Below are 12,417 nucleotides of genomic sequence, written 5' to 3'. Positions count from 1 at the left end.
AGTGTTCAGTGGAACTTCCAGAAATACCTTATCGATGAAAACGGAAAACTGGTAAAGGTAATACCTCCCAGGCAAAGCCCGTTATCAGATGAGATTGTGTCCTGGATTACCGGGAAAAACTAACTGTTTAGGCACTGATCAGGAGGGTGAAATACTTGCCTTTTTCTTTGTCCTTGATTTCATACCCTCTGAATGTGCACAGAATCTCATCCCCGGATTTCAGCCTGAGTTTTGAGGTATGGCTCTTTTTCAGCAGCCCTTTCCAGTTGCCATGACTTATTCTCTTCAGGATTTCGTCTGACCCTTCTGCCTCTGTCTCCAATAAGGAGGAAAGAACCATACCTGTTCCGGATTCTTTTGTGATCCGTAAAAGTTTTTCCGCACGGTGATTGAGATAGACAACTTTTCCTGCTTCATCAATAATAATGACAGCTTCGGGTAATTCATGAAAAGCTGTTAATGCCGGTAGTGCTGAAAGCCCTGAATTTCCAATACCGGCCTTTAGTATTCTCTGGAGCTCATCGGTTTTTTTCCTGAGCTCAATGTTTTCCATCCTGAGTTCATTGATTTCTTTCGGAGAACCTGACAGGCCAATGCTTACTGCTTCTGTTTCCTTCTCAACGACATGAACTTCAACAGGCCAGGCTACCAGGATAATTTTATGAATTTCTCCCGTGATATCGGGCACAGGGGTAAGGGTAAACCGGGCTTTTTTGGCATTTCCTCCCGGTGTCCTTATGTAAAGATCTCCTCGTTGAAAATTGTTCTTTAAAGCTGCATTCCAGGCTTCCGAATATTGTTTCCTGTACGATACATCTGTCAAGGAAAGTAAACTGGTGTCCTTTACAGATTCTTCAGTGCATTCGATAAAGTCAAGATAGTCTTTGTTCCATTCCAGTATGGACCCCTGGGTATTGAAAGAAGCATAAATAACAGAACGATACAGAGCTTCAGCCTGGGCTTCAATGTCGATGGCCATATTCCTCTGCTCGGTTGTATCTATTCCCAGAAAAAGGACTCTTTCTGCACTTCCGTCCTCCCTTCTCATGCAGGTGTAAGTTGCCATTGTCCATATCTCCTGTCCGTCTTTTGTAAACAAGCGAACGTACCCCTCGAAATGACGTCCGCCGCTGGCAAGATTGTTCCAGACGGGTTCAAACCACGACATGTCGCGGGGAGGAATAAATGTAAATACATGTTTGCCTTCCACATCGGCGTTGCCCAGGTATTTTAACTTGTAGATGAATCGGGTATTGGCATAAATCAGGGTACCATCGGTAGCAAATTCTGCCCGGATAAGCGTATGATTCACTGCATTGGTAAATGTTGCCATCTGTTCGCTTTGGCGGGCTGCTTCTTCCTGCATGGCACGTAGTTCTTCCATCTGCTCACGCATTTTAACATCCTGCTCACTCAGTATGCGGGCTTGTTTTTGTGTTTCTTCAAGCAATCTGGCGGTACGCAAAGAAATTTTCAGCGCTTCAATGGAAGCTGCCAGAATCTCGGCTGCCGTTTCAAGCAAAATAAATTCATGTTGCTCAAATGGCCGGAACGACGCCACTTCAATTACTCCGAAAACGGTATCATTGTATAACAACGGCACAATGATCAGATGGTCCGGGGTGGCATCTCCAAGCCCTGAAGTAATATGGGAATATCCATCAGGGATTTCCCTGAAGCTGAGTGTTTGCTTTTCCTGTATGCAGGCACCGATTAGCCCTTCTGTCACCGACAGCCTCCTGTCCGGATATTTGTTCCGGCCATAGGCAAACGATGCAGTCTGTTCAAGGTAGATTTCGGCAGGATTCTCATCGTTTATTACAAATATGCCTCCCTGACATGCTTTAAGGTATTTTATCAGATAACTCAGTACTTCCTGCGTCAGCCTGTGAATATCATCCCTGTTCCTGCGCAGAATTTCATTAATCCTTGAAATACCATCGGATACCCATGCCTTCTTCTCCTCTTCCTCCTTCCTTCGCTTTGCTTCTTCTGAGGAACGTTTGATTTTCCCATCCAGTTCTCTGATCCGTTTCAGTAAGGGATCATCACTTCCGGAAACCTTCTCTGGAAGTTCATGTCCATCAATCAGATTGTCTATGGCATGCCGGTAATGATCCATGCGCTCGTCCTTTTCCGCCAACCTTTTTCTGAGAATATCAGCATGTTTTAAAAAGCGGTATACTGAAAAATGGACAACTGCCGGCAGAAGAAAGGGAAACATATCAACCAGGAAAAAAGCAGCAGAATTCCGGTGCAATCTCAGGAATGCATGGAATGAAAAAGGCTCCTTGCGGAAAACAAAGACCATTCCGTAAAAAAGAACATACATAAAAATACCCGCAAGAAAAGCTTTCAGCAACAATCGGACGTACCGTTCATGCTCCGGATGATTGGTCATAAACTTGTCTCTGTAAGAATCTCCTGATTCAGGGCAGGGTCATTTTATACCTGCCACTGCAGTCACTAAAATACAGTTTTTTTCAACCTGATGAAGGCCGCCTGGTAAAATTAACTGAGGGAAGTGTGCTAATCCGACAAACTCAATGGAAACTCTGCCAGATGCTGACTCAGAATGGCTATGATCTCAGGAAATTTGGAGAACCTGTTGGACCTTTTTGATAAGTTCCTGTATATCGATGGGTTTAACAAAATACGAAATAGCCCCCAGTTCCAGCGTATGCTGAAGATTTTCCTGATCGCTTACCGCTGTAACTATAATTACGGGTATATCCTTCTTCTGCGGATCCGATTTGAGCTTCTTCAGAAAATCATATCCGTTGATTTTGGGCATCAGTAAATCAAGAAGAATGAGATCGGGAAGTTCATTTTCCATAATCTGCTCCGCTTCCATAACATTCAGGGCAGTCTTTACCCGTATACCCTTATCGTTGAGAATGGCATCGAGCAGAACAACATTGGTGTTTGAATCATCAATAACCAGTACAAGAGGTTGATAGCTATTGCCTTTCATAATTCTGCGGCTGATTTCTGCTGCCTTGAAATTTCTACAAAGTTAACAACATTAGTTAATATTTCCATACAGTCTTACAAATATGATTTTAATCATCATGATAAAATGATTTGTATTTATCTGGATCTTTTCTTAATTTTAAATTGATTTTTTAGGGTAGCAGAAAAGCATTCTCAGTTGGTTAACATGCAATCATCCTTTCAATTGCCTTACGCAGAGTTGCTGAACGAACAGGAGCGGCAGCTTCTCTATGAACGCAGCAACGAAGTTACCTATGATGCAAAAGAAATAATTTTTCATCAGGGTAGCCGTTCATCCCACATTACGTACCTGAAAGAAGGTCTGGTAAAAGTTTTTAAAACAAACCGGCAGAAAAAGTCGGTCATTTTGAAAATAATTCCCCCCGGCAATTACTTTGGTTTGATCTCTGTCTTCGGATCGGAAATACATCAGTATTCGGCAGCTTGCGTGGAGCCTTCGGTTATCGTTGATATTGATATCAATGCATTTCGTTCTGTCCTTGCCGGAAACGGGCATTATGCCACGAAGCTTTTGACTAAGGTGAGCCAGGACGGCCTGTTCATTTTCGATCGGCTTATGGCTCAGACACATAAGCAGCTTCCGGGCAGAATTGCTGATGTTCTTTTATATTTTGCTGAAACCATTTACGGGAGCACATCGTATACTTTACCGTTGACAAGAAAGGAACTAGCGGAGCTTGCCGGTACAACAAAGGAAAGTTTTATCCGCACCCTGATGGAATTCAAGCGCGATCGGATTATCAACCTGGAAGGTTCCAAAGTGGAAATTGTCAGCATGAAAATTGTGGAAACATTGAGTAACCTTGGATAAATGATGCCTCCCCGTATTCTTGTTGTCGATGATCTGGTAATGAACCGTATTCTTCTGAGAGAGATTCTGACCGAGCTTCATTACGATTTTGTGCTGGCTGAAAACGGAAAAAAGGCAATCGAATGCCTCGAATCAGAACCGGTAGATGTTATACTGATGGATATCGAAATGCCGGTTATGAATGGTATAGAAACAACCCGTCACATTCGCAGCAATCTTCCGCCCCCGGCATCCAATGTTCCAATTGTTGCATTAACAGCACACAATCCCCGCATTTTTTTCGAGGATTTCCGCGATGTAGGGTTCGATGCAATACTTACCAAGCCTTATTCCATTGAAAAACTTCGGGAGATTATTTTACGGTTTTGCTGAACGTCTTGTCTTTTCAGCAAAAATTCCCGTCCATCGTTCCCCGTTTGATTTTGCATACCCTCTGAACATGCCTTTGGTATTATATACCATGGCAATATTGCCGTTTCGGTCAAGGGCAATTACTCCACCCTCACCTCCGGCTCTTTTCAGCAGTTCATTGATAACAAAGTTCGCCGCCTGTCTGATTGTCCATCCCTTATATTCCACCATGTCGGCGATGGAATGGGCAACGACAAAACGGATAAAATACTCGCCGATTCCGGTGCACGATACAGCACATGATTTGTTGCTGGCATAGGTGCCTGCCCCGATGACAGGTGTATCACCAATTCGTCCCCATCGCTTGTTGGTTAATCCTCCGGTAGAGGTTCCTGCGGCAAGATTTCCTTCCTGGTCCAGGGCAACACAACCCACGGTACCCAGTTTGCTTTCTTTCAATTTTCTCAGGTGTTCTTCCCAGCGTCCCGGAGTGAAAAAATAGGCACTATCGGCTGTTTCAAGCTGATACTTCCGGGCGAACTCCGATGCTCCCCGGCCCGAAAGAAATACATATTCCGATGAATCCATTACCATTCTTGCCAGGGAAATGGGATGCCGCACGTCCTCAACCCCGGCCACCGCACCGGCTTTGCTTCCCTGTCCATCCATTATGGAAGCATCCATGGAAACCCTGCCTTCATACGTGTAAACTGATCCTTTTCCTGCATTGAACAGGGGATTATCCTCCATTACGCGGATGGCTGCTTCCACTGCATCGATGCTTTTTCCTCCCTTTTGAAGTATCTTTTCACCGGCCGACAGAGCCTCATTTAGCCCGCTGATGTACGCCTGTTTTACCGAATCGGGCAGATCGGCCGAAATGGCTCCGGCTCCCCCATGAACCACAATAACATATCTGGGTGGTTTTTCCCTGGTACATGAGACAATGAAAAACAAAAGCAATATAAGACCAATCTTTTCAATAATGCCTTTTATCATAACATCATTCTCGCTTAGATGGTTTCAGTGCGAATGTACATTTTTTTTCAGTTTCTTCCCTATCTTAGCGACTTCTTAAGAAAAAGTTAAGAATACATGAAACTTGGCAGAAGTCTTTTGTTTTGCATCCGATACACAGCTTTCTGGCTTGCATTTTTTATCGTGGCACGCACTCTTTTTCTGGTTTTCAATCTGAATTTGGCTCATGAAGCCGGTATTGGAAGCGTATGGCAAATCTTCCGGCACGGATTGATTCACGATATTTCCGTTACATCCTATATTCTGCTCATACCTGTTGTATGGCTGGCCGCTACAAGCTTTTTCAGCGGTAGGTGGATCGTGCGGTTTCTTTCTGTTTATACCTGGCTTATCCTCGTTCTTGTCACGGTAATTGTAATCATCGATCTGGAATTATATAAGTATTGGGGGTTCCGGCTTGATGCAACTCCCTTGCTCTACGTGAAGCATCCCAGGGAGATGCTTGCTTCCGTTACCGCCGGTATCATCATCAGGCAGATCCTTGTCGGAATCCTTCTTTCCGGAAGCTTTCTCATCTTTTACAGGAAATGGATTGAGCCCGGAAGCGAATCGTACGGCAAAAGCGGTTTGGCCGGCCTGATGGTTTATCTTCTCATCGCTCCATCTCTTATTATACCTATTCGCGGAGGCTTTGGAGTGGCTCCGCTGAACGCCGGCTCGGTCTATTTTTCCAAAAACCCCTTTGAGAACCATGCGGCGGTTAATGTGGTTTTCAACCTTGGTTATGCGTTATCAAACCTTGAATCAGAAAAAAATCCCTACAAAGTTGTTGACGTCAAAGTAGCAGAACAGATTGCCGATAGCTTACTTGCAAAAGGAAATAATGATACGATACAGGTACTCAATACAAGGAGGCCTGATATTCTGATTATCGTCCTCGAGAGTTTTACGGCAAAGGCAATCGGATGCCTCGGAGGTGTACCGGGAATAACTCCCAATTTTGACCGGTATGCTAAGGAAGGACTTCTTTTTACGAATGTATATTCGAGCGGAGACCGGTCTGACAAGGGTCTCGTTGCTGTTCTCAGCGCCTATCCGGCACTTCCTTCGCTTTCCATTATCAAATATCCTAAGAAAACCCAGAACCTGCCGTTTATTAGCAAAGATCTGAAAAAACTGGGCTACCATTCAACGTTCTTCCATGGAGGAGATGTGGACTTTGCCAACATGCGTTCCTATTTTACCAATGGGGGATTCGATAAAATCGTGTCCAAATCGGATTTTAATCCCCGCGATTTCAATTCAAAATGGGGTGTTCACGATCATGTGGTTTTCGATACCCTGGCTTCTTTTCTGTCGCATCCTGCTGAACCGTTTTTCACCGTTTTCTTTACGCTCAGCAGCCATGAACCGTTTGAAGTCCCCGGAAAACCAGTGAAACCTTCTGCCAGTTCGGAAGAAAAATTTCTCAATGCAGTGCATTATACCGACAGTTGTCTCGGGGCTTTCCTTGACCGGGTGAGCCGGATGGAGTGGTGGAACAATGCCCTGATCATACTGGTGGCTGATCACGGAAGCCGTCATCCCGGCTATCACGAGGCAAATGATTACCGCAGGTACCATATTGGAATGCTATGGCTTGGCGGAGCTCTCCGTCTGAAGGGCACCATACCGGCACTGGTTTCTCAGACCAGCATTATTCCAACTGTTGTACGGCAGATGGGCCTTTCGGATGCACCATACCGCTTCGGACAGAGCATTTTTGACCCGGAAAGAAAACATTTCGCTATGTTTTTCTATAACGACGGATTTGGCATGATTACCGAACATTCCAACTTTGCCTTCGATAACCGGTCCATGTCCGTTACCCGATCTGTCGGAGGTTACAAGGACGTTGATGTTCTCACTGGCCGGGCATTTCTTCAGTACCTGTACGATGATTTTATGTCACGCTAAACCCCAGTTTACTTTTGCAGAACGACGTTGCCGAATTCGGTGCTGACGTGCACCCGCGAAGAAATCTTCTCGTCCTTACCAATACGGCCTGAAACCTGCATCTGCGTGTTCTCAACTATTCTGCTTACTCGTGCATTGTCCTCCGGATACAGGATCTTTGAAAAACGGGCTGTTCCGTCAAGCTGATAGGAAGCCCCTTCGTCTATCCCCAGCCGGATACTTCCATAACTGTTGTCAATTTCAATACTTTCGAAGTTCGCAGGGACAAAATCAACCCGGCAATCACTGTAGCGTAAATTGAGATCAATTTTATTGCTGATTTTATCAAAACGGTAATTGGTATAGGCACCGGTACCGGCAAAATTAACCAGGGTTCCGATTTCATATGTGTCATACTTGGCATCCGAAACCAGTGAACTGCCTTCTGAAAGCATCAATTTCGAATATTTGCTGATGACAATAAGGGCTTTTGCTTTTTCAATGCTCATTTTTGAATATTTCATGTCAACTTTGAGCCATTGGCATTCATCAACCGTAGCATTACCATAGGCAAGAACAATCTGGCTTAACGGTTTGTTGTCAGTCCTCTTCAGACGGTTGGCACGCAGATTCCCGTACTTTATGTTGACATCGATAAGTCCGGATAATTCATTAATCGCTGCATCACCGTATTTGTTCACCAGGGTTAGTTGCATGGATTCAGGCATATTTACCGTATAATCAATGCTGAACTTTTTTCTCCCCGCGTTGCCGAAAACCTGGTTTGAATTAAACCTATTGTCGAGCACGGTTATAGCACGTATCTCTTTCTCCTTATAGGAAAAATCAACGTTCACATAGCCGAGAATACGGTCGGCCTTTTCCTTGCTTTCTCCTTCCAGGGTAGCCACAACATCAATGACAACCCTGTCCTGGTTCCAGTTTTTTATGGTTACGTTGCCGTAAATATTTTCAATCCGCAAGACATCCCCGGCACCAACCTGGTACTCTTCATGAAATTTCTTAGTGTATTGCCTTTCCTGTCCTGCAACTATCTGGATTGCCAGTATCTGAATCAGAAATACTGCAACCAGAAAACTAAAGTACCGATTCATTCGTTTCATGGCTATTGTTATTAATATTATTGCATATAGGTTGAAGTCGTATCAGCAAATCATCAAGCAGTTCAAGTTTGGTTTTATATTGGTTCAGAATGGTTTCAACCAAAACTTCGTTGGTTGGGTTTTGTTGCAGTTCCGTCAGAAGTTGGGTATCGCTTTCTGTGATCTCTTCAATTTCCTGAAGAAGAGCTGTCTTTTTCCACTCCGGGATACAGGAAATGGCATTCAGTTCACTGATTTTTTCCTTCAGACTTGCCGTATAGAATTGTTCCACTTCTCTATATTCAGGGCGTAAAGTTCCCAGGGTAAGCCGAGCATCCGCATTATTCATCCGGCTGGCCGGCTGGTACAGAAACCATAAACCGGCCAGAATAATGAATCCGGCAGCAACGGCAGAAATCCTGGCAAGCAACACCATGCGTCCTCTGTTTTCCAGCCTCTTGCTGAACCGAAGATCATGACCAGGTGATGGTTCCTCCTTATCGAAAACCTCCCGGTTGTTTCTGATGATTTCTTCCAGGTTTTTCATTTTCCTTTAAGAATTTCAATAAGTTTCTTTCTACCTCTTGCAAATTGCGATCGGGCTGTTGAATTGCTTATTCCCAGTATCTTTCCGATCTCTTCATGATCATACCCTTCCAGGAGATACAGGGAAACGACAATGCGGTAACCTTCAGGAAGCTGCAGTATGGCTTTTCTGATTTGCTCGGCTTGAATCTCAATGTCTTCATCCTTATCACTTGCCGATGTTTCGTCTTCCTCCTCCGGGGTGCTTTCTTCGCTGAGCTCAGCTTCCATTAATTTTCGTCGCTTGCGGAGTTTGTCGATGGAAGTGTTGATCACAATTCTTTTGAGCCAGAGCCCTAATCCTGACCTCCCTTCAAACTCTGTCAGCCGGCGAAAAGCCTTGATAAATGCTTCCTGCATGGCGTCTTCTGCATCGTCGGACCGGCCCAAAATGCGCAGGCTTGTGTTGTACATAGCCCTGTAGTAACGGTAGTACAATTCCATCTGCGCATTCCGGTCGCCCTTTCTGCACATGTCAATGAGCGTTTTTTCTGAAATGTCCGAAAGTCTTTCCTTCATTCTTTCATATGAATAGACGAAGGTACGGAAAAAACGTTGCATCAGGTATCGTCTGATGGCAGTCCATCAAAACCGGAACAAGGCCTCCCAGCAGGGAAAATCAGACAATTGACGTTGATCCGGAAGAAAAGAGAAGAAACAGGGCCATTAATTCTATCCGCAGAACCCCGGATGGCTCTTTACACAGGGAATCTTACACTATGCCTGGTTTTTGATTGGCATGCAAAGAAAATAAAGCATGCCAGTTACCACTTTTCCCGTCTCATACTGAAGTTCAGACCCCAGTAAGGAATGGGGAATGGAATATACCAGAATCTGAACTGCGGCCGCCAGAACAACAAGCCCCCTCCGGTCTTTCTTTCTGTTTCCTGCCCAGGCAATTACCCAGAAAATAAACGCAATCAAAGTCTTATTGTCGGTAAGATCCATTCCGAAAGGAAATCCGGTCCATAATGCCCCAAATGCGTATTTTTGGACTATTGGCCCAAGAATCAGTCCGCCGGCAAACAACAAAACCAGAGTGGCTGTCATGGCCGGTCTGAATTGGCGCTTCCGGTTCAGTGCGAACAGTCCGGCAAGATTGGAAATCCACATCGAAAAGAACATGAGAAAGATATGCGGAACAAGCACCCACGCAGGTACAGCACCTTTAAACCGTATGATAACAGGCCCTGCACTCACGGTAGATCCTGGTTGTCCGGAAGCAGAAAGCTGAACAGAATATTCCAGCTTCCCTGCAGGTGGTTGCGACGGCAATTCTGCTACCAGCACTTCACCTTCCCGCCGGAACGATAAAACCTGATAGGCTTCATTGGTCGGGTAACGTTTATACTGCAAAAGTGCATGCACCGCGGTATCGGGAACAGGCAAAACGATGGTACAGTTCTCAGTGCTGGTATGGCTACGGGGTAAACGGAGAGAATACTGGTGTTCTCCCAGTTTCATTTGTATCCTGGCCGGATAGGTTGGACCTGTCATCCGCTGATAAACAGCTGCAATAAGCGTAATAACCAGAGCAATTAACCAGTAAAGAAATGATTTCATATTTATAATTGAATGAATAAAAGTTCCTTTTTTCCGTCCCGCAGTACCTCAACCTCAACTAATTGGCCTGATGAGAGTTTGGAGAGGCGGTACATGTATTCCTCAATGTTATGAACAGGTTTTCTGTCCAGAGAGACAATGATATCTCCCTTTTTCATGCCACCCCGCCAGGCCGGTTTATCACGGGTAACAAAGTCAACCCGCAAACCGTTATTGTCAGTTGATGTAAAATCGGGCATTATACCAAGCGTTACTTTGAACCGCGGCCTTCCGCCCTGCTGTCCGGCCGGGCCGGATTCTCTGAAAGTAAGGCCTTTTGGCAGGGTATCCAGCGCCCATGCCAGGGCATAAACATAATTTCCTACCTGCACCATCCCGCCATAATTGATTTTATCAGCATCGTCGTATGGCGTATGATAGTCTGTATGGGCTCCTGTCGACAGAAAAAATACGGGAATGTTCCTGCTGTAAAAGGCTGCATGGTCAGATGGCCCGATTCCTTCAGGTGACATAACCAGCCGGAAAACGGAATCCCTGTTAAGTTCCCTGAGCAATGCTTCGGCTTCGGCCGATGTGCCGGTTCCTCCGATCTGAAGGCTTCGGTCATCACGCAATCTGCCAACCATGTCCAGGTTAATCATTGCCTTGACAGAATGTATATCAAACGGGGGATGATTGGTAAAATAGGTAGCACCAAGAATTCCCATTTCTTCCGCACCAAAGGCCACAAAAATGATGCTTCGCTTCAGTTCGTTCCGATGTGCTGAAAGCTTTTCCGCCAGCTCAAGCAGCAGAGAAACCCCGGAGGCATTATCATCTGCGCCGTTATGAACGGCAAGGGTATCCGGAACCCGGGATCCGGACCCGGGTCCCCCCATTCCAAGATGATCCTTATGGGCACCTATTACTATATATTCATTCTGAAGGATGGGGTCATTGCCCCGGAGCAGGCCTGCAACATTACTGGTCCATACCTTGTGCGAAAGAACATTTGCACGGGCATATACTTTTTTACCCGGATCAAACCCAACAGGACAATGACAGCTGTCGGCCAGCATTTCATACCAGACAATGCTTTTCCCGGAAGCTTCCAGAAGGTCATCGGCAACTTTTCTCGAAATATGCAGAACAGGAATCTGCATTCTGCTTTCTGTTCTCCTCATTGGCACCAGCTCGTCCATACGGTCGTATTGACTACCCGATACAAACAGTACCCCGGAGGCCCCTTTGTCCGCCGCCAGCATGGCTTTTGTCCGGTCATCGGTAAACCGGGAAAAAGAAGAGGGGAGAGGGTTCTTTTCCGGTTCTCCCCTGAGAATGAGGCACCATTTGCCCGCAACGTCCAGATTCCGGTAGTCATCCCACGTAAAAGTATCGGCAACAATTGAAAACCCATAACCGGCAAAAACAACTGAAGATGCCACCGAATCGGACCCGCTGAAAGGAAATGCCGAAAAATCCTTACCATATTCCCAGCGTCGGGATCCTGTTATCAATGCATTGCCTTTACCGGCTTCTGTTGAACCGGTAACTTCAAATTTCTGAAATCCATCGTCAAATAACATATCCATCTTATACGCCTTAAAATGGGCCCGGATATATTCTGATGCCACACGATCACCTTCCGTGCCGGGATAACGCCCGGCCAGTCTATCTGAAGCAAGAACTGCCTCATGCTCCTGGAGCTCTTTCTGGGTGATTTCCGGATTGTCGGGATGGACAGCACAGGTTTTTACAAGCAATACAAAGAGAATCGGAATAAGAAATTTCATGTTGATTTATTTAATGCTTCAAAAATAAGTAAAGTCATCACATTCATTGTAACGTTTTTTTTGCTGTTTTGTTTAAACCCTTTGGTAGTGGCTCAAATAGTGCAGAAAAAAGGCATTCATGGTGACATTCCTTGCCATGAAACCCACATGTTTTACAAACACAAACACAGCGGTAATAAAATGCCGAACATGTGGGTTCCATCATACATTGAAAATTAATTTTATTATGATGAAAAAACGTATTCAACTGTTGTTAAATTGAGAAAAAGTATTTACATTTGACCATTCGGTTAAATTATAAAAT

Annotated in this window: 11 protein-coding genes; 3 read left to right on the top strand and 8 right to left on the bottom strand. The window is 45.1% G+C overall.

What is annotated here, in order from left to right; translation table 11 throughout:
* Positions 1-127: 127 nt before the first annotated feature.
* Positions 128-2,401, bottom strand: a complete 2,274-nt coding sequence (locus tag GX419_01325; protein ID NLI23332.1) for a PAS domain-containing protein — start codon at positions 2,399-2,401, stop codon at positions 128-130.
* Between the two features lie 186 nt (positions 2,402-2,587).
* On the bottom strand, positions 2,588-2,974 hold the full coding sequence (locus GX419_01320) for a response regulator (GenBank protein ID NLI23331.1): 387 nt from the start codon (positions 2,972-2,974) through the stop codon (positions 2,588-2,590).
* A gap of 204 nt (positions 2,975-3,178) precedes the next feature.
* Here GX419_01320 and GX419_01315 point away from each other — a divergent pair, with 204 nt between their 5' ends.
* Positions 3,179-3,826: a Crp/Fnr family transcriptional regulator gene (locus tag GX419_01315; GenBank protein NLI23330.1), complete on the top strand. Its 648-nt coding sequence runs from the start codon at positions 3,179-3,181 to the stop codon at positions 3,824-3,826.
* A complete protein-coding gene (locus GX419_01310; GenBank protein NLI23329.1) occupies positions 3,827-4,198 on the top strand; it encodes a response regulator in 372 nt (123 codons plus the stop codon).
* On the opposite strand, the gene GX419_01305 is transcribed toward GX419_01310, so the two are convergent.
* Positions 4,184-5,176 (bottom strand): isoaspartyl peptidase/L-asparaginase, encoded by a 993-nt coding sequence (locus GX419_01305; protein ID NLI23328.1) that lies wholly within the window; start codon positions 5,174-5,176, stop codon positions 4,184-4,186. The genes GX419_01310 and GX419_01305 overlap by 15 nt on opposite strands.
* A gap of 96 nt (positions 5,177-5,272) precedes the next feature.
* Here GX419_01305 and GX419_01300 point away from each other — a divergent pair, with 96 nt between their 5' ends.
* Complete coding sequence (locus GX419_01300) at positions 5,273-7,111, top strand: sulfatase-like hydrolase/transferase (GenBank protein NLI23327.1); 1,839 nt, start codon at positions 5,273-5,275, stop codon at positions 7,109-7,111.
* Between the two features lie 8 nt (positions 7,112-7,119).
* On the opposite strand, the gene GX419_01295 is transcribed toward GX419_01300, so the two are convergent.
* The 5 genes from GX419_01295 to GX419_01275 all read right to left on the bottom strand — a co-directional run bounded on the left by GX419_01295 (position 7,120) and on the right by GX419_01275 (position 12,113).
* The gene (locus GX419_01295) at positions 7,120-8,214 is read right to left on the bottom strand and encodes a hypothetical protein (GenBank protein ID NLI23326.1); all 1,095 of its coding nucleotides are present in this window, start codon (positions 8,212-8,214) and stop codon (positions 7,120-7,122) included.
* Positions 8,189-8,740 (bottom strand): hypothetical protein, encoded by a 552-nt coding sequence (locus tag GX419_01290; protein ID NLI23325.1) that lies wholly within the window; start codon positions 8,738-8,740, stop codon positions 8,189-8,191. The genes GX419_01295 and GX419_01290 overlap by 26 nt, the downstream gene beginning before the upstream one ends.
* On the bottom strand, positions 8,737-9,297 hold the full coding sequence (locus GX419_01285) for an RNA polymerase sigma factor (protein ID NLI23324.1): 561 nt from the start codon (positions 9,295-9,297) through the stop codon (positions 8,737-8,739). Before GX419_01285 ends, GX419_01290 begins: the two co-directional genes overlap by 4 nt.
* A 198-nt stretch (positions 9,298-9,495) precedes the next feature.
* Positions 9,496-10,341: a hypothetical protein gene (locus tag GX419_01280; GenBank protein NLI23323.1), complete on the bottom strand. Its 846-nt coding sequence runs from the start codon at positions 10,339-10,341 to the stop codon at positions 9,496-9,498.
* A 2-nt stretch (positions 10,342-10,343) separates the two neighbouring features.
* A complete protein-coding gene (locus GX419_01275) occupies positions 10,344-12,113 on the bottom strand; it encodes a M28 family peptidase (GenBank protein ID NLI23322.1) in 1,770 nt (589 codons plus the stop codon).
* Between the last annotated feature and the right edge of the window lie 304 nt (positions 12,114-12,417).

The sequence above is a fragment of the Bacteroidales bacterium genome, from assembly GCA_012517825.1.
GTDB lineage: Bacteria > Bacteroidota > Bacteroidia > Bacteroidales > JAAYUG01 > JAAYUG01.
This window is presented reverse-complemented; position numbering and strand designations above follow the sequence as displayed.

Bases quoted from the DNA above. Each gene is read 5' to 3' on its own strand.
- GX419_01325 (NLI23332.1), bottom strand. From the start codon at position 2,401: ATGACCAATCATCCGGAGCATGAACGGTACGTCCGATTGTTGCTGAAA.
- GX419_01320 (NLI23331.1), bottom strand. From the start codon at position 2,974: ATGAAAGGCAATAGCTATCAACCTCTTGTACTGGTTATTGATGATTCA.
- GX419_01310 (NLI23329.1), top strand. From the start codon at position 3,827: ATGATGCCTCCCCGTATTCTTGTTGTCGATGATCTGGTAATGAACCGT.
- GX419_01305 (NLI23328.1), bottom strand. From the start codon at position 5,176: ATGATAAAAGGCATTATTGAAAAGATTGGTCTTATATTGCTTTTGTTT.
- GX419_01300 (NLI23327.1), top strand. From the start codon at position 5,273: ATGAAACTTGGCAGAAGTCTTTTGTTTTGCATCCGATACACAGCTTTC.
- GX419_01295 (NLI23326.1), bottom strand. From the start codon at position 8,214: ATGAAACGAATGAATCGGTACTTTAGTTTTCTGGTTGCAGTATTTCTG.
- GX419_01290 (NLI23325.1), bottom strand. From the start codon at position 8,740: ATGAAAAACCTGGAAGAAATCATCAGAAACAACCGGGAGGTTTTCGAT.
- GX419_01285 (NLI23324.1), bottom strand. From the start codon at position 9,297: ATGAAGGAAAGACTTTCGGACATTTCAGAAAAAACGCTCATTGACATG.
- GX419_01280 (NLI23323.1), bottom strand. From the start codon at position 10,341: ATGAAATCATTTCTTTACTGGTTAATTGCTCTGGTTATTACGCTTATT.
- GX419_01275 (NLI23322.1), bottom strand. From the start codon at position 12,113: ATGAAATTTCTTATTCCGATTCTCTTTGTATTGCTTGTAAAAACCTGT.